The organism is Desulfobacterales bacterium, from assembly GCA_034520365.1.
Classification (GTDB): domain Bacteria; phylum Desulfobacterota; class Desulfobacteria; order Desulfobacterales; family Desulfosalsimonadaceae; genus M55B175.
This window is the reverse complement of the sequence record JAXHNP010000002.1, coordinates 89,589-114,078: the sequence shown is the minus strand read 5'-3', so window position 1 is coordinate 114,078 and position 24,490 is coordinate 89,589. Positions and strand designations below refer to the sequence as shown.

At 51.5% G+C, this 24,490-nt stretch carries 25 protein-coding genes; 11 read left to right on the top strand and 14 right to left on the bottom strand.

Annotated features, from left to right (window positions below; translation table 11 throughout):
- Positions 1-3: 3 nt before the first annotated feature.
- The 11 genes from U5L07_00795 (at position 4) to U5L07_00745 (ending at position 9,857) form a co-directional block, all read left to right on the top strand.
- Positions 4-1,281 (top strand): ATP-binding protein, encoded by a 1,278-nt coding sequence (locus tag U5L07_00795; protein MDZ7830268.1) that lies wholly within the window; start codon positions 4-6, stop codon positions 1,279-1,281.
- A gap of 2 nt (positions 1,282-1,283) precedes the next feature.
- Entirely contained in the window at positions 1,284-4,586 is a 3,303-nt protein-coding gene (locus U5L07_00790; protein MDZ7830267.1) for a DEAD/DEAH box helicase family protein, read from the top strand.
- A gap of 95 nt (positions 4,587-4,681) precedes the next feature.
- Positions 4,682-5,167 carry a hypothetical protein gene (locus U5L07_00785; protein ID MDZ7830266.1) on the top strand — a complete coding sequence of 162 codons (486 nt, stop codon included), beginning with the start codon at positions 4,682-4,684 and terminating at the stop codon, positions 5,165-5,167.
- Positions 5,168-5,204: 37 nt separating this feature from the next.
- Positions 5,205-5,816, top strand: a complete 612-nt coding sequence (locus U5L07_00780; GenBank protein MDZ7830265.1) for a hypothetical protein — start codon at positions 5,205-5,207, stop codon at positions 5,814-5,816.
- 27 nt (positions 5,817-5,843) lie between these two features.
- The gene (locus tag U5L07_00775) at positions 5,844-6,659 is read left to right on the top strand and encodes a hypothetical protein (protein MDZ7830264.1); all 816 of its coding nucleotides are present in this window, start codon (positions 5,844-5,846) and stop codon (positions 6,657-6,659) included.
- Positions 6,660-6,696: 37 nt separating this feature from the next.
- Entirely contained in the window at positions 6,697-7,050 is a 354-nt protein-coding gene (locus tag U5L07_00770) for a hypothetical protein (protein MDZ7830263.1), read from the top strand.
- A gap of 955 nt (positions 7,051-8,005) precedes the next feature.
- A complete protein-coding gene (locus tag U5L07_00765) occupies positions 8,006-8,362 on the top strand; it encodes a carboxymuconolactone decarboxylase family protein (GenBank protein MDZ7830262.1) in 357 nt (118 codons plus the stop codon).
- Between the two features lie 163 nt (positions 8,363-8,525).
- A complete protein-coding gene (locus U5L07_00760; GenBank protein MDZ7830261.1) occupies positions 8,526-8,759 on the top strand; it encodes a ribbon-helix-helix domain-containing protein in 234 nt (77 codons plus the stop codon).
- Positions 8,756-9,067, top strand: a complete 312-nt coding sequence (locus tag U5L07_00755) for a type II toxin-antitoxin system PemK/MazF family toxin (protein ID MDZ7830260.1) — start codon at positions 8,756-8,758, stop codon at positions 9,065-9,067. The genes U5L07_00760 and U5L07_00755 overlap by 4 nt, the downstream gene beginning before the upstream one ends.
- Before the next feature lie 150 nt (positions 9,068-9,217).
- Positions 9,218-9,535: a nucleotidyltransferase family protein gene (locus tag U5L07_00750; GenBank protein MDZ7830259.1), complete on the top strand. Its 318-nt coding sequence runs from the start codon at positions 9,218-9,220 to the stop codon at positions 9,533-9,535.
- On the top strand, positions 9,516-9,857 hold the full coding sequence (locus U5L07_00745; protein MDZ7830258.1) for a DUF86 domain-containing protein: 342 nt from the start codon (positions 9,516-9,518) through the stop codon (positions 9,855-9,857). Before U5L07_00750 ends, U5L07_00745 begins: the two co-directional genes overlap by 20 nt.
- Before the next feature lie 466 nt (positions 9,858-10,323).
- Here U5L07_00745 and U5L07_00740 read toward each other — a convergent pair whose 3' ends face one another.
- From U5L07_00740 to folD, 14 genes are all read right to left on the bottom strand, one after another.
- Positions 10,324-11,142: a transposase gene (locus U5L07_00740; GenBank protein ID MDZ7830257.1), complete on the bottom strand. Its 819-nt coding sequence runs from the start codon at positions 11,140-11,142 to the stop codon at positions 10,324-10,326.
- 28 nt (positions 11,143-11,170) lie between these two features.
- Positions 11,171-11,668, bottom strand: a complete 498-nt coding sequence (locus U5L07_00735) for a hypothetical protein (protein MDZ7830256.1) — start codon at positions 11,666-11,668, stop codon at positions 11,171-11,173.
- Between the two features lie 132 nt (positions 11,669-11,800).
- A complete protein-coding gene (locus tag U5L07_00730) occupies positions 11,801-12,064 on the bottom strand; it encodes a phosphoribosyl-ATP diphosphatase (protein ID MDZ7830255.1) in 264 nt (87 codons plus the stop codon).
- A gap of 66 nt (positions 12,065-12,130) precedes the next feature.
- Positions 12,131-12,961, bottom strand: coding sequence for a rhodanese-like domain-containing protein (locus U5L07_00725; GenBank protein MDZ7830254.1), 831 nt, complete (start codon positions 12,959-12,961; stop codon positions 12,131-12,133).
- Positions 12,962-12,972: 11 nt separating this feature from the next.
- Positions 12,973-13,497 (bottom strand): 3-isopropylmalate dehydratase small subunit, encoded by a 525-nt coding sequence (locus tag U5L07_00720; GenBank protein MDZ7830253.1) that lies wholly within the window; start codon positions 13,495-13,497, stop codon positions 12,973-12,975.
- 11 nt (positions 13,498-13,508) lie between these two features.
- A complete protein-coding gene (locus U5L07_00715; protein MDZ7830252.1) occupies positions 13,509-14,795 on the bottom strand; it encodes a 3-isopropylmalate dehydratase large subunit in 1,287 nt (428 codons plus the stop codon).
- 347 nt (positions 14,796-15,142) lie between these two features.
- Positions 15,143-15,781 (bottom strand): DUF3786 domain-containing protein, encoded by a 639-nt coding sequence (locus U5L07_00710; protein MDZ7830251.1) that lies wholly within the window; start codon positions 15,779-15,781, stop codon positions 15,143-15,145.
- 5 nt (positions 15,782-15,786) lie between these two features.
- Positions 15,787-16,116 carry a histidine triad nucleotide-binding protein gene (locus U5L07_00705; protein ID MDZ7830250.1) on the bottom strand — a complete coding sequence of 110 codons (330 nt, stop codon included), beginning with the start codon at positions 16,114-16,116 and terminating at the stop codon, positions 15,787-15,789.
- 73 nt (positions 16,117-16,189) lie between these two features.
- Positions 16,190-16,933 (bottom strand): leucyl/phenylalanyl-tRNA--protein transferase, encoded by a 744-nt coding sequence (aat, locus tag U5L07_00700; protein MDZ7830249.1) that lies wholly within the window; start codon positions 16,931-16,933, stop codon positions 16,190-16,192.
- Positions 16,934-16,939: 6 nt separating this feature from the next.
- On the bottom strand, positions 16,940-19,183 hold the full coding sequence (gene clpA, locus U5L07_00695) for an ATP-dependent Clp protease ATP-binding subunit ClpA (protein ID MDZ7830248.1): 2,244 nt from the start codon (positions 19,181-19,183) through the stop codon (positions 16,940-16,942).
- 5 nt (positions 19,184-19,188) lie between these two features.
- On the bottom strand, positions 19,189-19,503 hold the full coding sequence (gene clpS, locus U5L07_00690) for an ATP-dependent Clp protease adapter ClpS (protein MDZ7830247.1): 315 nt from the start codon (positions 19,501-19,503) through the stop codon (positions 19,189-19,191).
- Between the two features lie 125 nt (positions 19,504-19,628).
- Complete coding sequence (gene secA / locus U5L07_00685) at positions 19,629-22,169, bottom strand: preprotein translocase subunit SecA (GenBank protein MDZ7830246.1); 2,541 nt, start codon at positions 22,167-22,169, stop codon at positions 19,629-19,631.
- A 78-nt stretch (positions 22,170-22,247) separates the two neighbouring features.
- On the bottom strand, positions 22,248-23,192 hold the full coding sequence (locus U5L07_00680) for a peptidoglycan DD-metalloendopeptidase family protein (GenBank protein MDZ7830245.1): 945 nt from the start codon (positions 23,190-23,192) through the stop codon (positions 22,248-22,250).
- A 356-nt stretch (positions 23,193-23,548) separates the two neighbouring features.
- Positions 23,549-24,460, bottom strand: a complete 912-nt coding sequence (gene folD / locus U5L07_00675) for a bifunctional methylenetetrahydrofolate dehydrogenase/methenyltetrahydrofolate cyclohydrolase FolD (protein MDZ7830244.1) — start codon at positions 24,458-24,460, stop codon at positions 23,549-23,551.
- Positions 24,461-24,490 lie beyond the last annotated feature (30 nt).

The following is a 24,490-nucleotide window of genomic DNA, read 5'->3' as shown; positions in this document are numbered from 1 at the left end:
CAGATGTTCGACAGCATAGCCAAACTCATGGAAAAAATTCACCTGGGCGAAGATTCCTTTCTCGAACTGAAAGAAGTCCGTATTTCAGGAAAACGGGTTGCCGCTCCGCACCGCGATTCGCTGGCTGACGAGCTGGCGGCGTTTGCCAACGCCAAAGGCGGGGTCTGTGTGCTGGGGGTAGACGATACCAGCCGCGAGATCCTGGGTATTCCCCTGGATAAGCTGGATCTGGTGACGGATTTTGTACGGCAGACCTGCCTGGACTCGGTAACGCCGCCTTTGAATCCCGTTATTGAAAGGCTGTCACTGCCCGCGGTAACCGGCGATGAGCTGGCTGTGCTGAAGGTGGAGGTCGGCCGCAGCCTCTGGGTGCATCGCAGCCCCGGGGGCTATATGCATCGGGTGGGGGATGAGAAACGGGAAATGACGCCGGATTTTCTCGCACGACTGTTTCAGCAACGCAGCCAGGCACGAATCATCCGTTTTGACGAGCAGCCTGTGCCCGATGCTGCACTCGATGATTTAGAGCCTTCCCTTTGGCAACGGTTTGCAACACCGCGCACCCGTGATGACCGGGACGGTCTGCTGCGAAAACTGGGGATAGCAGCCCTGGATGGCGATAACCTGCGCCCGTCATTGGCGGGTGTGCTTATGGCCGGCAAAGACCCTCGCCGATGGCTGCCAAACGCCTATATCCAGGCGGTTGCGTATCGCGGCACCGGGATTCGGCCTGCCGGAGACCAGCCCTATCAACTCGATGCCGCGGATATTACCGGCTCGCTGGATCAGCAGGTAATGGCCGCTTGCAGTTTTGTCAAAAGGAACATGAGAACTGCCGCACGCAAACAAGCCGGGAGGGAGGATGTTCCCCAGTTTGATTTGACGGCGGTATTCGAAGCAATGGTCAATGCGGTCGCCCACAGGGACTATTCCATGCAGGATGCAAAGATACGGCTTCGATTGTTTGCGGATCGGCTGGAGATTTATTCGCCGGGGACTATTCCCAACACCATGACCGTGGACAGCTTGCCCTACCGGCAGGCTGCCCGCAACGAGACGATTACAAGTCTGCTGGCAAAGTGCGGTGTCCCGGATGAAGAAGGCCTGCAGACCGGACGGTCGGCCATGATGGATAAACGCGGGGAGGGTGTTTCGATTATCCTTGAAAACAGCGAGTCCCTTTCCGGTCGTGTCCCGGAGTATCGCCTGGTCGATGACAGCGAGCTGTTGCTGATTATTTATGCGGCGGCGGTTTCAGCCGGCAAAGAATCAGAGGCGTAACCATGGCGGCCAAGAAAAAAAACAAAAAGCCCCAGGTGCCGTTTACATATAAGCTGGTGCTCAACCAGTGGCTGTTCAGTCTTTTCGGAATGCCTTCCAGTGACGGATTTTACACCTGGAACGGCAAGAAGCTGCCGCTGCTGGAAGCTTTTAAAGAAAAATTTCAAATCGGCGAAAACAGTCCAGCCGGGCTGGATGAAAATAACATCCACCGTTTCTATAAAGCCCTGACCAACCAGGCTGAACCCCGGCCGGCTTTGCCGGATGATCTGCTGCTGGAATATGACCAGAACATCGTGCGCCACACCCGGCGCTTAAACGAGCGGCGTCTGGCCCGGGGTGAGGATGCGATTGCCTGGAAATATTTTCAGTACCTGTCGCTGCTTTTTACCGAAATCTATCTGGACCGCTACTTTGCCGACCCGAATGCCCTGTTGGCCGCTTTCAACGAGCAGATCCGGTATTACAATCAGGACAAACCCGAGGCGGATCAGGTGGCGCTGCTGGACCCGGAAGGTGATGTCAATGGGCAGTTGAACAAGCTCGCCTTCTGGAGCGCCACAGGATCGGGCAAAACGTTGATCATGCACGCCAATATTCTGCAATACCAGCATTATCTGACCAAACACCGCCGACGTCGGGAGCTCAACCGGATCATCCTGCTCACCCCGAACGAAGGGTTGAGTTATCAGCACCTGAAAGAATTGCAGGCGGCAGGGCTTCATGCGGAATTGTTTGACAAAAACGGTCGTGGCCTGTTTACCGGCCAGGCAGTGGAAATCATTGATATCAATAAACTGCGTGATGAAATGGGGGATAAGACCGTTGCAGTGGATGCCTTTGAAAACAACAATCTGGTATTGATCGACGAAGGCCACCGGGGGGCCAGTTCCGGTGACAAAGGCACCTGGATGCGCTTTCGCAATTCATTGTGCGAGCAGGGGTTTTCCTTTGAGTACTCGGCCACTTTTGGCCAGGCCGTCAAAGGTAGCCGACAACTGACCGATTTGTACGCCCGCTGCGTGCTGTTTGATTATTCGTATAAATATTTCCACGGCGACGGTTACGGCAAGGAATACCAGATTCTGAACCTGGACGCCCAGACCCAGGAAAACGCTCTGGAAGTCTACCTTATCGCATGTATGTTGTCGTTTTTCCAGCAACTGCGTCTGTACCGGGAGCAGGCGACTGCATGCCGGCCGTTTCATATTGAAAAACCGCTGTGGGTTTTTGTCGGGAGCCGGGTGACCGCTTCGCTGTCTCAAAAGGAAGCCTCCGACATTGTCGAAATTCTGCGTTTTATCGGTCGTTTTCTGGGCGAGCGGGCAACCAGCGTCGCCCATATTCGTCGCGTTCTGACGGAAGGACTGATCACCGTTGATGGCCGCAACCTGTTTGCCGGGCGTTTTGCCTACCTGAATGGATTGGGGCTTTCCGCCGGCCAACTGTTTGAAGAAATTCAGACAATCCTGTTCAATGCGCCAGGGGGCGGTGCCCTGCACGTGGAGAACCTGAAGGGGGTCCCCGGAGAGATTGCCCTGCGAGTGGGGGATAATGATCCCTTTGGGGTGATAAACGTTGGCGATGACAGCAAGCTGTGTAAACTTTGCGAGGGTAAAAATCATCTATTAGTGGGGGATCGTGATTTCGAAAATTCTTTGTTCAAACAGATTAACGAACCACAATCATCAATCAATTTACTGATCGGCGCCAAAAAATTCACCGAAGGATGGAACAGCTGGCGGGTCAGCACCATGGGGTTGATGAATGTGGGAAAAACCGAAGGCGCACAAATCATCCAGCTTTTCGGCCGCGGGGTTCGTTTAAAGGGGTATGGGCAAAGTCTGAAACGCAGCACCTGTCTAAATCTCCCGGATGAGGTGGTCCGCCCATCGCATTTGAACACATTGGAGACGTTGAATATTTTTGGCATCAAAGCCGACTACATGGCCCAGTTCCGGGAGTTTCTGGAGGAAGAAGGCCTGCCCGCCAATGAAGAACGGATTGAATTTTTCCTGCCGGTCATCCGCAACCTGGGCAGCAAAAAGCTCAAGACGATTCGGTTAAAAAAGACCATCAATGGTGTCAGCACCGAGTTCGGCGATGCCTTCAAAAAGCTGGGGCCAGTACCTGCACTGGCGGTGCCTAATCCTGGTAAGGAGACCGCGACGCGCTACCTGCAAAACAACCCGGTGGTATTGAACTGGTACCCCAAGATTCAGTCCCTTCGCTCCACCGGGACTGGCAGGGTTGATGAGGACAGTCAGCCAAACCAGGGAAAGTTGACCCGCGAACACATTGCTTTTCTGGATCTGGATGCCCTCTATTTTGAATTGCAACGCTTCAAGGCTGAACGCGCCTGGCACAACCTGAACTTGCAGCGTGAGGCACTTGCGGAATTGTTGGCGGATCAGAGCTGGTACCGGCTGCTGATCCCTGAGGCTGAACTGACGTTCGACTCATTCGAAAAGGTCCATCTGTGGCAAGAGTTGGCTGAGGCATTACTCAAAAAATATTGTGAACGATATTATTTCTTTCGCAAAAAAGAATGGGAGTTGCCTCACCTGGAATATCGCCTCCTGGATGCAACCGACCCCAATTTTCCGCAAGTAAGCGAGGAATTTCCAGAGGGCTACTACCGCATTCTGGTGGAAGAATCTCAAATCGAAATCGTCGAAAAACTCAAGGAAATCAAGGCGCAGATCGACAAAGGCCATCTGAAGCCCTGGCAATTTGCCGGCCTGCACGCCATCCCGTTTAGCCGGCATTTATATGAACCACTGCTGCACCTGGCCGGTTCCGCAGTGGAGATCAGTCCGGTTCCACTGAACCGGGGCGAGCATCGTTTCGTGGGTGACCTGAAAGCATACCACGACTCAGCCCCCTTTTTATTGGACGGCAAGGAACTTTATCTGCTGCGCAACCTGAGCAAAGGCAGAGGCGTGGGTTTTTTCGAAGCCGACAATTTTCACCCGGATTTTATTCTCTGGCTGATTGCCGACGGCCGTGAGTACATTTCCTTTGTTGACCCCAAGGGTATCCGGAACCTTGGTTTTCAAGACCCCAAAATTCAGTTCTATAAAACGATCAAGGAGATAGAAAATCGTCTTGGTGATCCATCCGTGACATTAAACAGTTTCGTCATATCCAACACACCGGGCCATGAAATGGAGCAGCTCTGGGGTGTTGACAGGCAACAAATGGAGGCATGCCATATTCTATTCCAACAGGATGGAGCAAATCACTATATTCATAATCTGCTCCGGGAAGCTGTGTCGGTAGATCTTTGTGTTTTAGAAGGATAAGACTGGGCCAGTGCCCAACCTTTCATTTCACTCGGACTGGTGTTTCGCTGCCGCTCCACACCAGCCGGTGAATTCGACGTTAGAAAGGGATCATCATGAAAGAAATGGCATTATTAATCCTTGGATTATTTTCTGGGGCCATTCTGGCATGGTTTCGATTTAAGTATATCTGGGTAGACCAAAGACTGGTTGAGCAAAAACTCAAAACACTTAATGAAGCTGCAAAAGCTCTTGCCCTATTTGAAAGAGAAGCATTAGATCCAGAAATACAAGGCAAAAAGAGGGTTAATGACCTCGGACAGACTGGTGCCACCTCAAGAACAATCAAACTGTCCGCCGAAACAGATGTCCTTATGAGAACTGCATTGGTTAAGACGAAGGCGCTATACACCGAGAATACATACCAATGTTTGTTGGCAGCATTCCGCATCCAGCTTGACGTTAAAGTTCCCAATGATGAAGCCCATAACAATTTTATCAAACGAAGCGAGAAGGCCGTTGAAGAAATGAGCAAGGACATCAAAGCAAATATTTCAAATCTCAGCTCTCTAACATGGCGGCTGCACAAGGGCCGCTCGTAACCTCGCGGCCTGTGAGCCGCATTAGAAGAAGGCGAATATGAAATCACCTAAATTATCGAAGGCATTTAGTTTTTTGTTAGGGCTCGGTCTGATCATTGGTGCTGGTTACTTCGCATGGGTAATATTGTTTAAGTTTATATCATTTCTAGAAGATGCCAACCCCTCAGTTTCAGCAGCAGTCGTTGGCGCAATGGCTACTGTTTTAGCTGGCGTAGGAGGTTCACTTTACACTCAGGCGCAAATAAAAAAGCGAGAAATCGAGGAAGCCCATAGATCGCGAAAAGTTGAAATCTATAAGGGCTTTCTCGACATGATCGCACGAATTATGGCTGGGCAAAATGAGAACGTCTCGATTGAGGGCCCGTTCCAACAAGATCTTGTTGATTTTATGATTGAGTTTAAAACCGACGTGATTTTATGGGGTTCTGCTAAGGTTATAAATGCTCAACTAGATTTCCAAAGGGTTTCTGAGGCTGGAGGAAATGTCCTATTTGCGGCAGACGATTTATATAAAGCTATTCGGGAAGATATCGGTCTTAGCAACAAAGGCCTTGATAAACATCAGTTAGTGAAAATGTACTTACGTGATCCAAGTGAACTGGATGCGATGAGTCCTTCTAACAAAGCATTGCGGCGGACAAGCCGCTAAATGCGGCTTTAGGCTTATAGGGAACTTATGAAATTAACTCCTTGGCTTAGGGATCTTCTTATAATCCCAATAATTGTGGGGATTGTTATAGTGTTATTTCAAAATGTTTTTCAATATACTTTAAAGGAAAAAAAGAATATTGAAATCCAACTTGAAGGCCCAATATCACTGAATACAATAAACGAGCTATTGGAAGATTCCGGTTTTAAAACAAAAGCAAAATATATATTTGAATGGGATGGCCAACCTAAAGTAGTTTCTGAAAAAAAACAAAAATCTGCATCTCAAGCAACGCAAAAATTACCTAATAAAGATTTTGAAGACTCACATCTTTCATCACTACCACCACCAACTATGACGAATTTAAAAGTTACGTTGGAGCTTGAAGAGCTATATGCATATAAAGTGCATATTGAGAATTCTGGTGACATTTCTTTCAAAGATCTTTTGGCTAATATCAAATTTAGTGCAGATGATGACAATTTTACAGCGGTAACCTATTCTCACTTTTCTCGGCCTAATAGTATGAGTGAGGATATAGAGCACTTAAATTCTTCTGATTCGAAACACGTAAAATTCAAGTACGCCACCTTCAATCCTGGAGAGCAAGATGTTATCACTGTGCTTGCAAGCGGTCCTTGTAGCTTTGGTGTTGAATTACGTGGTTCTGGTTATACCATATTAAAAGAATCTGTGTTTCCATCAGATCACAAAGAGAAGTATTGGGTATTTTACGCGCTATATGGTGTGTTGGGAGCAGTAATATCTATTTTATTGAGCTACTTAACACATTGGCGCCTAACAAGACTTTTACAGCGGAGCGCAAAAAGCCGCGCCCGCTGAAAAGCAGCGTTCGCTTTTTTGAGAAAAGGAGCTCGTAATGGGGATTTTAAATAGGATTATGGGAACTAGGGAAAAAAGCAAGGTTTTAGAAGAGGAATATGAGAAGCTTAAAAAGATGAAGAATAAGATGGCAAGGGATTTTATTGAACTATTGTCAGATCCTGATATTGAAGTGAGAAAAGACTGTTCTCAATACCTTTTGAATGTCGTCTTGCCTGTAGTTAAAAGCCAAAAAGAAAGTTATGAACGTGATAACGCTATAGAAAAACTGACAGTGATTGCTAAAGAAATGAGGGCACCTTTGGATGAGCATGAAAAAATGGCTTTAAACAGTGCTGTTTTTTATTTCATTCTCGACATGATGAAAAAGGGAACTTTTCCTGAAGGATAGATCAAGAAGAAGCGAACATTTTGCTGCACCGGATTCGGGCCAAAAAGCGGCCCTCCCCGGCGAGCAATGCATTAGCGATCTAAAACGTACGAGGTGCGTATATGAATCGAGAGAAATTACTTGAGCAAATAAGGCGAGCCGTCCGCGAAGTGGAACCCGGCGCTGAGATCATTCTTTACGGCTCACGCTCTCGTGGAGATGCAATCGCGGAATCAGACTGGGACTTCCTCGTCCTGGTTGATGGGCCTCTGAGCGATGATCGTACAGATCGAATACGTCACAGGCTCTATGAAGTGGAATGGGAATCTGGAGAGGTGATATCCTCGATTGTACGGAATCGGGAAGAATGGCATAGTGGTATTTACCAGGCTATGCCATTTCATCAGCGAGTCCAGCAGGAGGGAATCAGACTGTGAATGAACGGAGCAAGGATTTAGTTTCATACCGAATGGCCCGCGCTGAAAAGACCCTGGAAGACGCTCGTATTCTTGCCAGGGCCGGGCGGTGGAATGCCTGTGTTAACCGTCTCTACTATACCTGCTTTTATGCTGTCTCTCCTCTTCCAAACATGCCGGTATACGCGGCCTTTTCAATAGAAATTATGTAAAAACCGGCAAGATCCCGAAGCATCTGGCCAGAATCTACAATGACCTTTTTGAGCGACGCCAGGAGGGTGATTACCTCGACTTTGTCAGCTTTGGAGAATCACAGGTCGTACCATGGATTTCAAAGGCAGAGGAACTCATCAGATATATTTCCAACTTATTACAAGAGCAGACCAGTTGAAGCACCAGTTCTTTTTCTGTGGTTCAGAAAAGACTGGCGCTAACCTTTCTGCTGCACTCTGACCGGTGTTCCGCTGCCGCTCACACCGGCAGGTGAGCAGATCGTTGGCGGTCAAATGGGAAACATCAGAAAAATCGAATTTAAGAGAAAAATATTACTGGAGTAAAATATGAGCGAGAGCCAGAGCAAATTGCACAAGGATGTAACGGATCTTTTCGCTACTTATCGTCGGTTAATGCCCGAGGTTGGAGACACTTATGATGCCCTGCCCGGCGAGGTTTACAAAGACGGGGCATTAAGTGGGAAGATTAAGCGTTTAATGGCCTTGTCTGGTGCATTGGTACATGGCTGCAGGGCCTGTATTGTTTTCCAAACGGAACATGCGTTGAATCTGGGAGCAAGTGTGGAAGAAGTTCTCGAAGCGTGTTCAGTGGCCATAAGCTTGGGCGGGACGATGGCCGCAGGCGAAACGACTCGGGTGGTCCAGTATCTCCAGGAAAAGGGACTTATCGAAAGCGGTGAATAAAATGTAGATACCTCCTGCTGGCCAAATTTCATTCAATTGCGGCAAAACCGCCTTCTGCCGCCGCGCAGTTGATTAGCTCGCGTTGGCCACTGAATATAAATTTTGACATCATCTGGAATGTGGATTATTATAGCTATTATATTCCACATGGCGGAGGTGTCCAATGAAAACCGTACAAATGACCCTTGATGAAGACCTTGTGAGGGCAATTGATCAAGTTTCCGAACAACTCCATACAAGTCGCTCTGCTTTTGCAAGAATGGCGCTTCGAGAAGCGCTGGAGCGTCATAATCTCAGGCAGTTAGAAAATAAGCATCGGCAAGGTTACGAAAAGAATCCTGTTTCCCGGGATGAGTTTTCAGTCTGGGAATCTGAGCAGTCCTGGGGGGATGAATGAAGCGGGGTGAGATCCGTTGGTACAAATTTGCCCATCCTGACAAAAAACGACCGGTTCTAATTCTAACAAGAGATTCCATTTTAGAATATCTCGGGGAGGTCACCATCGCCCCTATTACGACGACTGTACGCGACATCCCCTCCGAGGTCTTTCTGTCAAAAGCTGTCGGTATGCCCCGCGACTGCGCTATTAACTGTGATCATATACAAACTGTTTCGAAGGAAAAAATTGGATCTTTAATTACGACCTTGCCGGCATCCAGGATTGTTGATGTAAGCAAGGCGATCAGATTTGCCCTTGATTTATGAATTGGCCAACCAGCCGCTTCAGGCGACGCTCGTTCCTCGCGCGGCTTAGGGGCACCGTTGGCGCCCGCATATTTAGCCGATTGATTTCATTGGCTTTCAATTATCTTTATTGTATCCTGGTGGTGAAAATTGGCCAGGAGGGGTTGAAAAATGAAAAATAAGGTGACCACCAAAGAAGACCTGATTAAGCGTATTCTGGAACAACGGGAGCGGCTTTTATCTTTTGGCGTTACAAGTATCGGGCTGTTTGGTTCATTTGTACGTGGGGAACAGACCGGTTCGAGCGACATCGATATCCTCGTGGAATTTACTCCTGAAAAACATACCTTTGATAATTTCATGGAGGTTTCTTTCCTTCTTGAAGAGACCTTGGGGCGAAAAGTAGAAGTCGTTACTCCGGAAAGCCTTAGTCCGCACATAGGACCCCATATTTTAAAGGAGGTAGAGCGTGTCCCTGTCGCCGCCTGAATACATCCGTCACATACTTGACGAAATTGATTACATTCTGAGCCGGATTTCAGATATGGATTACGAATCTTTTGTCAGGGATGAAACTATCAAGAGAGCCTTTGTCCGAAGTATCGAGGTCATCGGAGAAGCTTCAAAAAAACTGCCCGACGATATCAAAGCGATGCAATCGGATATTGAATGGCGGAAGGTTTCTGGAATGAGAGACAGGTTGATCCATGATTATTTTGGTGTTGACTACACCATTGTTTGGGATGTTGCTTTAAATAAGCTGCCAGACCTCCGTGTAAAACTTCACGATCTGCTCAACAAAGTCCAATAGCGCCAACCACAGCATGAACCCGGACCGGGGAACAGCTGCTCCGTTTCACTTTGCAGCTGTTCCCCGGCCGGTTATGCGGAGCGTTAGCGATCAAAAAGTAAAAGGGGTTTATATGAATCGAGAGAAATTACTTGAGCAAATAAGGCGAGCCGTCCGCGAGGTGGAACCCGGCGCTGAGATCATTCTTTACGGATCACGCTCTCGTGGAGATGCAATCGCGGAATCAGACTGGGACTTCCTCGTCCTGGTTGATGGGCATCTGAGCGATGATCGTACAGATCGAATACGTCACAGGCTCTATGAAGTGGAATGGGATTCTGGAGAGGTGATATCCTCGATTGTACGGAATCGGGAAGAATGGCATAGTGGTATTTACCAGGCTATGCCATTTCATCAGCGAGTCCGCCAGGAGGGAATCAGACTGTGAATGAACGGAGCAAGTGAAATTGGGGACGCCCTTAACTATTTAACTTAAATCAAGCCTATACCCTTCCCGCTTCGCAATCTCGCATCCTCGTCGGACCGACTTGCTTATCGCTGCTTCTGAAATGTTAAACCGACGTGCCAGGCAAGCCTGGTTGACACCCAGTTCACGGACCGCCCAATAACAGATCAGGCTTCGGGCAGTCACTATATCCTTGTATCTGCCCGGAGCCCAAACCGCCTCCACAGGCAGACCCAAAAGCCGGGCTACCTTTTCGGCAATGGCGTCTACGTCCACTCCCTGGGCTCTTAGCGTATAGCGTCGCCCAACAACCTCTTTGCTTTCCGACAGGACCCGGCTGACAAAATCGCTATCCCCCAGGATGCGTTCATCACTTTTCAGGTGAGACTCTGTTTTGCGCAACGCCTTTACCGCATCCCATCCGCCAATGCTTCGGATGAATCCGCCACCGGTCAGATCCGACCGCTTGCCCTGATCTATTGCCTTGGCCACGAAAGCCCTGTAGCCGGAACGGGCCAGTTTTTTTCGCCTGCCAAAATAGGCCAGCACCGCTTCGCTGTTCTGCCAGTCTTGCCGCCGCCTGCCCATAATGACGCCATGACCCGAAAACGGGTATTTGTCCAGATGCGCCAGATCCCTTACCAGCCCCGCCCGCAAAGGATTCAGATGAATGTAGCGCACCAGTTCAAGAAAATAGGGATCTTTTTGGCAAAGAATCGATTTATACCGATTTTGAAACAGGTGGCCATGCCGGCGATGGCGCCGGTTATACGCCTGGGCGTGACCGGTCAGCAACCGCCTCATGACCGTGGCGACAGGAGCAGTGCCGGTTTGAATCATCAGGATATGATTAAGCGCAAGAGTAAAATTAAGACGGGGGAGAAAGCCACCCCTCGCGGATCATTTCGGTGAGCACGCGGAAGCCGTCGCTTCGGTTTTTGGGTTGAATTTTTTGGAACTCGCTGTGGTGGGAATTGGCCATGCGGGCGCTGGCAATGCGGCCGAACCGGTCGGCGAGAAAAAAATACACGCCCAAGACCCGGGTTTTCTGCGGATTGCTGACAATTTCGGCCATTAATGCATAATCCGTGGTAAGATCGACCTGATCGATGGTTCTTTGGAAATGCCGGGCGGCGAGCCGAATCCGCTTGGTTTCGGCGACCCCGTAATAGGCGGGCCTGTCAATGCGCGTCTCAGATACTTTCGGCTCAGCCAATTGTTTCGATTTCAAAAATTCAGAAAGCCGGCGGGCCAGCGCCGCATCGTGTTCAAGTTCGCTGCCGGCAATGATATGAATAGGAAAAATCGTGACCGAAAAAGGATTGTTCCGGTTTTCAAACCGCTCCCGGGCGTCTTCAGAGACCACCTGTTCACAGCCGGCAACAATACTTAAAAAAATCAGCAGGACAGCAAAACCCAGGCGAAAAGTTGCTAAAAAGCTATTTATGCCGCCGCGGCCGTATTTTTGCGGAAAATAAAAGGGGCTCAAAATTCAATTCTATAAATACCGGTATACATCTTCAAGCGTCAGTCCGCAGGCAAGCATCATGACCTGGACATGGTATAGAAGCTGGGAAAGCTCCTCGGCGGTTTTGTCCGCGGATTCATATTCCGCCGCCATCCAGGATTCACCGGCTTCTTCCAGAAGCTTTTTGCCGATGGCGTGCTTTCCTTCCTGGACCAGCCGGACCGTCCCGGAGGCCGGATCATTCCGGCGGACTTTTTCTGAAAGCTCTTCAAATAATGATTCAAATTGCTTCATTGGATTTGCGAAGTTTATTCCCTTTTTAAAGTAAGAGTAAGATTAAGAGTAAGACGGTTAAACCCGTTACCCGCAATCCGCCAGGGCCTTGGCGATCATGCGCATGTGGGTTTTCTCGGCCTGGGCAATATTTAAGAAAAGATCGGCGGCTTCCCGGCTTTCCACATGATCCGCAGCAGCGGTGCGGTATAAATCATAGGCCGCATACTCGATATTTAAAGCGATCTCCATAAGCGAGGCGCAGACATGGCTGTCAATCGATTCAAGCCTGGGTATCATTTCCGCCAGGCCCTCGCCGCCCTCCAGAATTTCCCCTTGGAGTTTTTCGTAAAAAACATCAAAGGATTCCGGTTCGGCAGCCGCGGTTTTCCTGTAAACGTCATAGATGATCCGGGCATGCGCGGTTTCAACCTTTGAGAGCTGATCAAAGGTTTTGGCGAAGGGATAATCCGAATATTGATCCCGCATGTACTGATAAAACCGCTCTGCACCGCGTTCCATATCCATGGCGGTATAAAGCAATTCTTCGAAACTGGCGGCTGAGGTGAAGATCTTAACTTTCGGGAAATCTGTGACGGTTTTGCCGGTCCACGCCAGAATGCCGCCGGCTAAATGATAAATCGGCTTTTCCGTGATCTCTGCCTCACCGGCCAGCATGGCCGCCATCTGCGAGCGATTGCCGGACGTGCAGTAAAATATCAGTTCCTTGTCAGTCGGCAGTTCAAAAACCCGGGATTCAAAATCGGAAAGCGGCATCAGCGAAGCCCCGGGAATATGGGTTTGTTCGTATTCCTGCGGCTGCCGGACGTCAACAAGCAAAAAATCCTTTTCATTTTTTGAGCTGAGGTAAGCTTGATACTGCGCCGGGGTCATATGAATGAAATGATTGTCAGCCATCAAACCTCCTTTTAATAATGGGCATCCGCATACTCAACCCACCCGCCGGCCTCTATCAGGGACCGGTCAAAATCGGATATTGAAAAGCCGAATTCGGCGCTTTGCCCGTCAGCGGAGATGATAAACCGGCTGTTCGCCAAATCCGTTTCAAAGAAAGCCTCTTTACCAGAAAAATCTGCGAACAACTTATCAATGGCCGGTTTCTCAAGCTCCACCGCCATCATACCGCAGTTGAACATGTTCTGCCGGAAGATCCGGGCGAAACTCTCGGCAATCACTATTTGGATGCCGTTTACCTCGAGGGCCCACGGGGCATGTTCCCGGGAGGAGCCGCAGCCGAAATTGGCGCGTGTGACAATTACGGATTTTCCCGGGATGTCGCGTGCCGGGTCAAACCCATCCAGATCAAGGTCTTCCAGAAGATGCGGCTTTAATGCTTCTTTGGTGATTTCGGTTAAATAGCGGGCCGGAATGATCTCATCGGTATTAATATCCGAGCGGTCCAGAAAAAGGACCTTTCCAGAGAAATCTGTCATATATAAATTCCTTAGCCGTTATAGGGGTTCGCATTGCTGATTTCACCGGCAATGGCTGTTGCCGCGGCGGTGGCCGGGCTCATCAGATGCACCATGCCGCCCTTGCCCATCCGGCCGGAAAAATTTCGGTTGGTGGTGGAGGCACAGACCTCACCCTCGGCCAGCACGCCGTTGCTCATGCCCAGGCACGCGCCGCAGGTGGGGTTGGTCACGCAAAAGCCCGCATCCATAAAAATTTTGATAATCCCTTCTTCCAGGGCCTGCTGATAGACCCCGGGCGTTGCCGGGGATACAATGCCGCGCACCGAATCGCTGATCCGCCGGCCCTTTAACACTTCCGCGGCCACGCGCAGGTCCTCCAGCCGGCCGTTGGTGCAGGAGCCGATATAGACCTGGTCCACCGGTGTGCCGGCCATTTCAGATACAGGCGTCACATTCTCAGGCTTATAGCCATAGGTAACCATGGGTTCCAGGCGCGCCGCGTCAATGGTAATGATTTCATCATAGGGGGCATCCGCATCCGGCAGAAACGCCTGATAGGCGGCAAGCGCTGCTTGCTTGGAATCGAACTCCGTTTGAATATAGGGCCAGAGGTAATCCACTGTGGTCTTGTCCGGGTAGCAGATGCCGCAGGTGGCGCCGGCCTCAACCGCCATGTTGGAGACGGTCATTCGTGCCTCCATGCTCATATTTTCGATCACCGCTCCGGTGAACTCGATCACCTTGTTGGTGGCCCCGCTTACCCCGATTTTACCGATAATAGAGAGGATGACATCCTTGGCATACACGCCGGCCGGCAGGTCGCCGGTTACTTCGATTTTGATGGTGCCGGGGTATTTGAAGGCACACACCCCTTTTAAAATCCCCACCTCTAAATCCGTGGTGCCAACGCCTGCGGCAAATGCGCCAAAGGCCCCGTGGGTGCAGGTGTGCGAATCGCCCATGATGATGGTATAGCCGGGGCGCGCAAACCCTTTTTCCGGAAATATGGCGTGGCAAACCCCGTTTCTGCCGATATCAAAAAAGTCCGGGATATTGTGCCGCCGGGCCCAGTCCCGGACGATTTTTCCCTGAAGCGCGGTCTTGGAATCCTTGGCCGGCGTGACATGGTCGATCACCGCCTTGATTTTGGTGGGATCAAACACCCGGTCCTTGCCGCGCCGGACTAAGTCATTTATGGCAACGGGCGTGGTGATCTCGTGGCAGAACACCGCGTCCAGTCGGAGCACGTAAATATCGCCCGCCGGGTTATCCACGACATGCGCGTCAAATATTTTCTCAGCAACTGTTTTTCCCAATGCAAATCCCTTCTTCAATAACTTAGGAGTATTCCTACCACCGGGCCGTGCGCCCGGGAGTGAGCCTAATAACTTTAAAGGCACTAAGGCACGGTAAATTTGTTCTATCTATTTTTCAGGCGGGCACGGTGGCCCGCCCTACGAATGAGGAAAAACCCGATTCATCGTAGGGTCGGCCACCGTGCCGACCATAAATTCTTGATTTCATTGACCTAATACCTAATACCCAAAACCTAAAACCTGTGAAGTTACTTAGAAGCCCCCTTTTCAATATATCATTTCGGTTGTCATTATTCAGCCCCGCTCTCGCTCCTCGGAATGACAATCTGGAAAAATTAATCCGCAGCCTATATCAGCGTCTTATCTCCTATCCCGGCGGCCTGAGCCAGGTAATCGGAAAGCAGCCAGCCCACAATGGCCAGGCACTCCATGTCCAGAAACGCCTCCGCCCGTTTTTCAAAAAGCACCGAGCATTCGGCGCCGAACTCATCATCCGCATCATTGAACAGCAGAAATACCGGCACGCGGGGCAGTCCATCGAACCGCAGGGTCAGATCATAGGACAGATCCGTTTCAATGGGGGCCCCGCCCAATTCCCGGCCAGCCGCCTCAAGCTCCGTCAGCCGACCGGCGAAATTTTCCGCAATGGCCGCTTCCGTATTTTTGGCAAATGCCGCGGCAAATGGGGCGGCATCCTTGAAACCCCGGTAAGACACCCATTCCGTGCCGCTTTCCGGAAGCCTGTCCGGGCATAAAATCAAATACCGGCAAAGCCCCACGCTCACCGCATGGATCGGCTGCCGGCCCGAAGCATCGGTGATGCCTGTGGAGGCAACACAAAACTGCCGGTTAAAAAAAGGAACCCATATGCCCTCTTCGCTCCGGCGGATGCCTAACAGCTCCTCTTTTCCCGACAAATCAAGGGCTGCGACCTGATCCAGGTAATCCCGGTAAATCTTTTCAAAGACCGGCGATTTCTTAGCCACTCCGGCTACTCCCAGCCGCCGATCATATGCATGTGGAGGTGGAAAACTTCCTGGCCCCCGCCTTTTTCCACATTGAAAAATATTCGATACCCGGACTTATCAATCGAGAACCGTTTGGCCATATCACGGGCCATCAAGATGAGTTCCGCCAGAATCTCCCGGTCTCCATCCGCTAAATCATTGATGCCGCGGATGTGCCGTTTCGGCACAATTAACAGATGGACCGGCGCCAGGGGGTTAATGTCCTTAAAGACCACGAGGTTGTCATCCTGATGGACGAATTCGGTGGGGATCTCCCCATCAATGATTTTGCAGAATATGCAGTCCTGTGCCATTCTCTCCTCCCTTTAATGCAACTGCGGTTGCAGGGGTTCGGCGGATGCGCCGGCGCTTGTCCGCCCCACGATTTTATTGATGGAGCGGCTGCTGGTTGGCGGCGGGCGTCCCGGAGCGTCCGTTAAAATCCGGCAGCCGAACCGCCCACGGCCCCCTTAACGTTTTTTTCCGCATGGATAGCTGCAGGTGCTTTAAAAAAGCGGTTCGGCTGATTTCCTGCGCGCCCATCCATAAAAGATGTGCTGTGGTAAGCTGGCAATCCACCATATCAAATTCATGCGCCTGAAGAAACATGCAAAGTGAAACCAGCGCCACTTTGGAGGCCTCGCTTACCTCCGAGAACATGGATTCGCCAAAAAAACACCCGCCAAGTGAGACCCCGTAGAGGCCGCCCACCAGGTTTCCGTTCTGCCAGGTTTCCACGGAATGGGCATATCCGGCCGCAAACAGGCGGCAGTAGGCTTTAATCATGGCATCCGTAATCCAGGTGCCTTCGCCGCTTTCCATACGGATCCGGGCGCAGCGCTGGATCACGTGTTCAAACGCCGTATCGCTTGTAACGTTAAACACACCCTGCCGGATTGTCCGGCGGAGCCGTTTGGGCACATGAATATCCTGCGGATATAGCACAAGGCGGGGATCCGGAGACCACCACAAAATCGGATCACTGTCTGAAAACCAGGGGAAAATCCCCATTCGGTAGGCCAGCAGAAGCCGTTCGGTGCTGAGGTCGCCCCCCACCGCCAGCAGGCCTTCCCGGCCGGCGAAATGGGGGGGCGGAAAAGACACCTTGTCTGACAGGCGAAAAATCGGCATAGTCGGCTATGAGTAGGAAAATATCAGCCTGTCATCCTTGACCTTGACAAAGACGTCGCCGCCTTTGGTGAGGTTGCCGAAAAGGATCTGATCCGTCAGCACATCCTTGATTTCCCTCTGGATGACCCGATCCAGGGGCCGGGCGCCGAAAGTGGGGTCATGGCCCTTTCTGGCCAGCCAGCGCCGGGTGGCATCTGAGAGTCGGAGGCGCACTTTCTTGGCCTCAAGCTGCGGCCTCATCTCCTCGATGAACTTATCCACCACCTGCACCATGATATCGGTATTCAAGGAATTAAATGTAATCGTATCATCCAGCCGGTTTCTGAATTCCGGACTGAAAAACTGCTCCACCGCCCGTTTCCCCTTGCTGCCCGGATCGGTCCGGGCATCACTGCCAAAACCGATGGATGTACTGGCCATCTCCCGTGCCCCGGCATTGGATGTCATGATCAGGATCACGTTTCGAAAATCCGCGGTTTTTCCGTTATTATCGGTTAATGCCGCATGATCCATGACCTGCAGAAGGATATTGTACATATCCATGTGCGCCTTCTCGATCTCGTCCAAAAGCAGCACGCTGTAAGGATATTTGCGGATCTGATCGGTCAGCAGCCCCCCCTGATCAAACCCGATGTATCCAGGCGGGGCGCCGATCAGCCGGGCCACGGCATGTTTTTCCATGTATTCGCTCATATCAAACCGCAGAAACTGAATGCCGAGCTGATATGCAATCTGCCGGGCCACCTCGGTTTTTCCCACACCGGTCGGGCCGGTAAACAGAAACGAGCCGATGGGCCGCTCAGGTGCGGAAAGTCCGGCGCGCGAGCGCTTGATGGCTTTTGTCAAGGATGCAATGGCCGAATCCTGCCCGAAAATTTTAGATTGCAGGCGCTCCGCCAGATTTTCCAGGTTGTTTCGATCCGAGGAGGTGACGCTTTCCGTGGGGATGCGGGCCATCTTGGACACGACTTTTTCAATATCCGTCGGCTGGACCCGCTTGCGGTTTGAGGCGCCGGTCAGGCGCAGCAGCACCCCGGCTTCATCAATCACGTCAATGGCCTTATCCGGTAAAAACCGCTCATTGATATATTTGGCGGACAATTCCGCCGCCGATTTCAGAGATTTTTCCGTGTATTCAATCTGGTGATGATCCTCATAATAGGATTTCAGGCCCTTCAGGATCTTCACGGCATCCGCGGTTGACGGCTCGGCGATCTCGATCTTTTCAAACCGCCGGGAAAACGCCCGGTCCTTTTCAAAGAAGTTCTTAAACTCCTCGTAGGTGGTTGAGCCGATGCAGCGCAGTTCCCCCGTCACCAGGGACGGCTTCAGGATATTGGATGCATCCATGGAGCCGCTGCTCGTCGCACCCGCGCCCACAATGGTATGGATCTCATCGATAAACAGGATCGCATTGGTTTTTCGCTGGAGCGAGGCGATCACCGATTTAAGCCGCTGCTCAAAATCCCCGCGATACTTGGTGCCGGCCAAAAGCGCCCCCAGATCCAGGGAATAAATCCGGGCTTCCGCCAGTATATCCGGCATGTCGCCGTTGGCGATACGCTGGGCCAGGCCCTCGGCCATGGCGGTTTTTCCGACCCCCGGATCGCCCACAAACACCGGGTTGTTTTTGCGGCGGCGGCAGAGCACCTGGACGGTCCGGTCCATTTCCGCCTCCCGGCCGATCAGGGGGTCGAGCTTTCCCTTCAATGCCCGGTCCACCAGATCGATGGTAAAGGCTTCCAGGGGATCGGTTTTCTTTTTGCCTTTTTTCTCGGTGACCACGCCGCCTTCCGGCGCATCCCCTTCCTTGAAGTGCTCGCCCCGGATGCCGTGGGAAATCACGTTTAACACATCCAGCCGGGTAATCCCCTCGGCCGCCATGAAATAGGCAGCATGGGAATTTTTTTCTTCCAGGATGGAGGCCAGGATATCGCCGATATATACCGAATCCTTTTCAGCGGACCGGGCATGGTTGACCGCCCGCTGGATCACCCGCTGAAAGCGCATGGTCTGCTGCAGCACATACTCCTGATCCTCGGGCACACGCTCCATCTTCTCGTTGAAAAACCGCTCCAGCTCGTTTTGGATGTTTTCGATATTGCCGCCGCAGCTTTCAATAATCTCTATGCCGCCGCTGTCGTGCACAATGGCATACAGGATATGCTCCACGCACACATATTCGTGGCGCCGCTTGCGGGCCTCTTTCACTGCATAACTCAATATTGCGCTAAGACCTTTACTGATCATTTTCGCTACACCTTTTCCATCGTACTTTTCAACGGAAAGCCCCGTTCTTTGGCAAGCTGATGCACCATTTCGACCTTGGTCTCTGCCACTTCATAGGTATAGATACCGCAAACCCCTTTGCCGCTGCGGTGCACATTCAGCATGATTTGGGTGGCCTCCTCAAGGGATTTGTTAAAAATATACATCAGCAATTCCACAACAAATTCCATTGTCGTGTAATCGTCGTTGTGCAAAAGCACACGATACATGGGCGGCTCCGTCACTTCTTGCTCGGTCTCGGAGACCACCTTTTCTTCTGTCTCCGGGTCGTACCCGGTCATAGTATCCCTCCCGGTGACAAAAATTTTGATAAATCGTATTTAATAAAAAATATAAACACATTTTCCAATAATGCCATTGTTTGATATCCCTATTATAAAAAATCCGGGCAGGAATTCAAGCATCATTACCTGCCGCAGCATTTCTTGTATTTCTTTCCGCTGCCGCAGGGACAGGGATCGTTTCTGCCCACCTTCTCGCCATCGCGCTTGACCGGCTTCTTTTTCTGCTGCCCCGCCTCGCCGTGGGAGAAGTTCATCTCCTGCTCCTCGGGCTGGGCCAGTTCAGAAACCTCACTTGGCTCGGAGATCTGGATCCGGAACAGGATCTTTAAGGTCTCCTCCTTGATCCGGTAGATCAGATCCTGAAACATTTCATAGGCTTCCTTTTTATAGGCCATCAGCGGATCCTGCTGGGCATAGCCCCTCAGCCCGATTCCCTCCTTTAAGTGATCCATGGACAGGAGGTGATCCTTCCAGAGGTTATCCACGGTCTGGAGCATTACGATCCGCTCGATTTCCCGGAAATCCTTTGCCCCAATGGTGGCCCGTTTTTCCTCATACGCCCGGACGGCCTCATCCTGAATCCAGTCCGCCACCTTCTCCGGAGCCAGACCTTCCACTGAATCCGGATTGATGTTTACCCGCATATTAAACTGTTCAAACACCGCATCGCGCATGCCCTTGAGATCCCACTCCGTGACCGGCATCTTCTCATCGGAATAGGTGTTTACGATATCATCAGCCTTCTCCCCGATCATTTCTTCAATCACCGGACGCAGGCTTTCCTTGCCCAGGGCCTGCTGGCGATGTTCGTAAATCATCTCGCGCTGCTGATTCATGACATCGTCAAAGTCCAAAAGCTGTTTTCTGATCTGGAAATTATGCCCTTCCACCTTGCTCTGGGCGTTTTCAATGGCGCGCGATATCATCTTGTGCTGAATCGGCTCGCCTTCCTCCATGCCCAGCCGGTCCATAAACCCGGAGATCCGCTCTCCGCCGAAAATCCGGAGCAGGTCATCTTCCAGGGAAAGATAAAACCGCGAAGAACCGGGATCGCCCTGCCGGCCGGAGCGGCCCCGCAGCTGGTTATCGATCCGGCGGCTCTCGTGGCGCTCGGTGCCCAGGATATGCAGGCCGCCGCGCTCAACCACGCCCTCGCCAAGTTTGATGTCCGTGCCGCGGCCGGCCATATTGGTAGAGATGGTCACCACGCCTTTCTGCCCGGCGTTGGCGATGATTTCAGCCTCCGCCTCATGGTTCTTGGCGTTTAACACGTTGTGCGGCACGCCGCGTTTTTTCAGCCGCCGGCTTAGCTCCTCGGATACATCAATGGATACCGTGCCCACGAGCACGGGCTGGCCTTTGTTATAGAGCTCGGCAATTTCATCGAGAACAGCCTCATATTTTTCCTTCTTGGTCTGATAAATCACATCCGGATGGTCCTCCCGGATCATGGGTTCATTCGTGGGGATCACCACCACGTCCAGGTTATAAATTTTCTTGAACTCCGCGGCCTCTGTATCCGCGGTCCCGGTCATGCCGCTTAGCTTGTCATACATCCGGAAGTAGTTCTGAAATGTGATGGTGGCCAGTGTCTGGTTCTCGTTTTCGATCTTGACCTTTTCCTTGGCCTCAAGCGCCTGGTGAAGGCCTTCGCTGAACCGGCGGCCCGGCATGAGGCGGCCGGTGAACTCATCGACAATGATAACCTCGCCCTCTTTAACAATATAGTCCACGTCGCGCTTGAACAGGGTATGCGCCTTAAGCGCCTGATTAACGTGGTGGAGCAGGTCAATATTCTTAGAGTCATAGAGGTTGTCGACATTTAGAAGCTTCTCCGTCCTGGCCACTCCGTCTTCTGTGAGCATGGCGGATTTGGCCTTTTCATCCACCGTATAGTCCGTTTCCGCCTCCAATGAAGGGATGATGGAATTGACCTGATAATACAGGTGGGTGGATTTCTCCGCCGGGCCGGAAATAATGAGCGGGGTCCGGGCCTCGTCAATCAGGATAGAGTCCACCTCGTCCACAATGGCAAAATACAGCTCGCGCTGCACCAGGGTTTCCGGGTCAAACTTCATATTATCCCGAAGATAGTCGAACCCGAATTCATTGTTGGTGCCGTAAATGATGTCGCAATTATAGGCCGCTTTGCGCTCGTAATCGTCCATGCCGTGAACGATGGAACCAACGCTTAGGCCCATAAACTTATAGATATTCCCCATCCAGTCCGCATCCCGGTGGGCCAGATAGTCGTTGACCGTGATGATATGGACGCCCTTGCCGGTGATGGCATTTAAATAGGCGGCCATCGGGGCCACCAGGGTTTTGCCTTCACCGGTTTTCATTTCCGCGATACAACCTTCATGGAGCACCACCGCGCCGATCAGCTGCACGTCAAAATGCCGCATCTCAAGGGTTCGCCAGCAGGCCTCGCGAACCGTGGCAAACGCCTCGGGCAGCAGATCATCCAGGGTTTCCCCGGCCTGATAGCGCTCCTTGAAACGCTCGGTTTGGGCGGCCAGGTCCGCGTCGCTCATGGCACTGATTTGCGGCTCCCACGCATTGATTTGATCCACAATGGGATAATACCGCCGGAGGATCCGCTCGTTTTTGCTCCCAAAAAGTTTAAGGAGAAATTTATTGGTTGCCGTACTTAACTGCATGTATCCAACGTCCTTGCTGAATTGGATTGATGAACATTTAATTTACCAGGTAAAGCGCAGGCAGGCAAAGGGGAAAGCTTAATTTTCGGCCAGACGCCGGGTCATGTATTTTTCAGCATCCACCGGCACATCATTTAACCGGACCTCATAATGGACATGCGGGCCGGTGCTGCGGCCGGTACTGCCCATTTCGCCAATCACTTCATTTCTTGTAACTTTCTGGCCGTCCGTGACCCGGATTTTATTCAAATGGCCGTATCGCGTCTTGATTCCGAATCCATGGTCAACAACCACGGTTTTTCCCATTAACCCCTTAACACCTGCATATACGACCTTACCATCGGCGGTGGCTTTGATGGGCGTGCCTTTTTGACAGGCGATATCGACACCCGAATGCAATTCCCGTTTACCAGTAAACGGGGAGAGCCGGTAGCCGAACGTGGAGGAAATCCACCCGCCATCCACCGGTCTGATCGAGGGGGTGGCGGCTTCCAGGTTTTTCAATGCCCTGAGTGTCTTCCATAAAGCCTCAAACTGGTTCTGCTGGGCTTCCGCCGCATCACCCACGCTTTCAACGGAATCATCAATGCCGCGGATTATCTGATGATATTCTTCAGATGAGAGGAAATCCGCCGCCGCCGACTCGGAAATCGTGCCGCCGATGCCATAGGCCTCTAGGTTATCGCCGCCTGCCTTTTTACCGACGAGCTGACGGATCTTTTGCTCATAGCGATTCAGTTTTACCAGTTTTAACTGAAGCCCATCAATTTTAACGGTGAATTCTTTAATCTGTTCATCGCGCTGCGCCAGGGAAGACTTCAGTTCAGTGACCTGATGCTTTAATTCGCGGGTTTCCTCATGCGCGGCAATCAAATGGGCATAATGAACCAGAGCAACGCTGCAGGCAGCCGCCAATGCCAGGACAATTCCCGCCAAAAGCCAAAGATGGCCGCTGGTGAATCGCTTGAGCTTTACATAGGATCCGCTGTAATCGTAGATAAACAGAATCAGTCGGTTTTTCATAAGCAAAATCTGATGGTTTCGCAAAATAGAAGCTATAATATCTTCATAAATATCAAAATGTCAAGCAACGATCCCCTGCGAGACACGGTGAATTTGTTCTATCAATTTTAAGGCGGGCACGGTGGCCCGCGCTACACTGCGTTGGGCCAGCGGACAACCATCGTAGAGTCGGCCACCGCGCCGACCTCACATGCGAACAACCCCATGTTTATGCGTCCTATCGCCAGAACCAATTTACCGTGCCCGGCGAAACCGGCTGCCGCACGGGGACAGGGGATAAAAAAACCATGCCGCGCAAGACATGGTTTTTTTATCCCCATTCAAATCCGATCGAATCGGAATTGAAAAAATTTGGCCTAGCTCATCAGTCCGAGTTTGTATTTCAATGAGTTGACCGTATTTCGCATCAGCATGGTGATGGTCATGGGACCGACCCCGCCCGGCACAGGGGTAATGGATCCGGCAATTTCCTTGGCCGCATCAAAATCCACGTCACCGCGCAGGATGGCCACTTTCTTGCCGGTCTTCTCGCTGATCTTCTCACCCACCCGGTTAACACCGACATCAATGACACAGGCGCCGGGTTTAATCCATTCGGGCTTGACCAATCCGGGGACGCCGGCGGCCACGATCAGAATATCCGCACGCTTGCAATGGCCCTCCAGATCCTTGGTCCGGGTGTGGACGATGGTTACGGTGGAGTTGGCGCCCGGGCCCTTCTGCACCATCATGTTGGCGATCGGTTTCCCCACGATATTGGACCGGCCGACCACCACGACCTCCGCGCCGCTGGTTTCAACGCCGCCCCGGATAATCATCTCCTGGATACCCGCCGGCGTGCAGGGCGGAAACTTGACCTCAGAGCCGCCGATCATCAGGCGGCCGACATTGACCGGGTGAAACCCGTCAACGTCTTTATCCGGATCAATGGCGTTTAAGATCTTTTTATCGTCGATATGATCCGGCAGGGGCAGCTGCACCAGAATGCCGTGGATGGAGTCATCCTTGTTGTACTTGTCAATCAGCGCCAGCAGGTCCGCTTCGGAAATATCCTCCGGCTGATTGTCCTGAATCTCTTTAAAACCCAGCCGGTCAGCGGTTTTCACTTTAAGCGTCACATAGGAAACAGAGGCCGGATTCTCCCCCACCAGAATAGTCACCAGGCCGGGCACCTGGCCGTGCTTTTCCTTAATTTCAGCCACTTCCTTGCTGAGCTCCTCCAAAATTTCTTCCCGAATGTCTGTGCCTTTAATCAGTTGTGCCGTCATTTGAAAACTCCTTTCAAGTCAATTAAAAAT

What these genes read in the sequence shown, in the direction of transcription:
- aat (MDZ7830249.1), bottom strand. Translation starts at nt 16,933, where the DNA reads ATGCCGATTTTTCGCCTGTCAGACAAGGTGTCTTTTCCGCCCCCCCAT.
- U5L07_00790 (MDZ7830267.1), top strand. Translation starts at nt 1,284, where the DNA reads ATGGCGGCCAAGAAAAAAAACAAAAAGCCCCAGGTGCCGTTTACATAT.
- U5L07_00775 (MDZ7830264.1), top strand. Translation starts at nt 5,844, where the DNA reads ATGAAATTAACTCCTTGGCTTAGGGATCTTCTTATAATCCCAATAATT.
- U5L07_00780 (MDZ7830265.1), top strand. Translation starts at nt 5,205, where the DNA reads ATGAAATCACCTAAATTATCGAAGGCATTTAGTTTTTTGTTAGGGCTC.
- clpA (MDZ7830248.1), bottom strand. Translation starts at nt 19,183, where the DNA reads ATGATCAGTAAAGGTCTTAGCGCAATATTGAGTTATGCAGTGAAAGAG.
- U5L07_00720 (MDZ7830253.1), bottom strand. Translation starts at nt 13,497, where the DNA reads ATGACAGATTTCTCTGGAAAGGTCCTTTTTCTGGACCGCTCGGATATT.
- clpS (MDZ7830247.1), bottom strand. Translation starts at nt 19,503, where the DNA reads ATGACCGGGTACGACCCGGAGACAGAAGAAAAGGTGGTCTCCGAGACC.
- U5L07_00705 (MDZ7830250.1), bottom strand. Translation starts at nt 16,116, where the DNA reads ATGGCACAGGACTGCATATTCTGCAAAATCATTGATGGGGAGATCCCC.
- U5L07_00680 (MDZ7830245.1), bottom strand. Translation starts at nt 23,192, where the DNA reads ATGAAAAACCGACTGATTCTGTTTATCTACGATTACAGCGGATCCTAT.
- folD (MDZ7830244.1), bottom strand. Translation starts at nt 24,460, where the DNA reads ATGACGGCACAACTGATTAAAGGCACAGACATTCGGGAAGAAATTTTG.
- U5L07_00730 (MDZ7830255.1), bottom strand. Translation starts at nt 12,064, where the DNA reads ATGAAGCAATTTGAATCATTATTTGAAGAGCTTTCAGAAAAAGTCCGC.
- U5L07_00765 (MDZ7830262.1), top strand. Translation starts at nt 8,006, where the DNA reads ATGAGCGAGAGCCAGAGCAAATTGCACAAGGATGTAACGGATCTTTTC.
- U5L07_00755 (MDZ7830260.1), top strand. Translation starts at nt 8,756, where the DNA reads ATGAAGCGGGGTGAGATCCGTTGGTACAAATTTGCCCATCCTGACAAA.
- U5L07_00770 (MDZ7830263.1), top strand. Translation starts at nt 6,697, where the DNA reads ATGGGGATTTTAAATAGGATTATGGGAACTAGGGAAAAAAGCAAGGTT.
- U5L07_00740 (MDZ7830257.1), bottom strand. Translation starts at nt 11,142, where the DNA reads ATGATTCAAACCGGCACTGCTCCTGTCGCCACGGTCATGAGGCGGTTG.
- U5L07_00760 (MDZ7830261.1), top strand. Translation starts at nt 8,526, where the DNA reads ATGAAAACCGTACAAATGACCCTTGATGAAGACCTTGTGAGGGCAATT.
- secA (MDZ7830246.1), bottom strand. Translation starts at nt 22,169, where the DNA reads ATGCAGTTAAGTACGGCAACCAATAAATTTCTCCTTAAACTTTTTGGG.
- U5L07_00795 (MDZ7830268.1), top strand. Translation starts at nt 4, where the DNA reads ATGTTCGACAGCATAGCCAAACTCATGGAAAAAATTCACCTGGGCGAA.
- U5L07_00725 (MDZ7830254.1), bottom strand. Translation starts at nt 12,961, where the DNA reads ATGGCTGACAATCATTTCATTCATATGACCCCGGCGCAGTATCAAGCT.
- U5L07_00750 (MDZ7830259.1), top strand. Translation starts at nt 9,218, where the DNA reads ATGAAAAATAAGGTGACCACCAAAGAAGACCTGATTAAGCGTATTCTG.
- U5L07_00785 (MDZ7830266.1), top strand. Translation starts at nt 4,682, where the DNA reads ATGAAAGAAATGGCATTATTAATCCTTGGATTATTTTCTGGGGCCATT.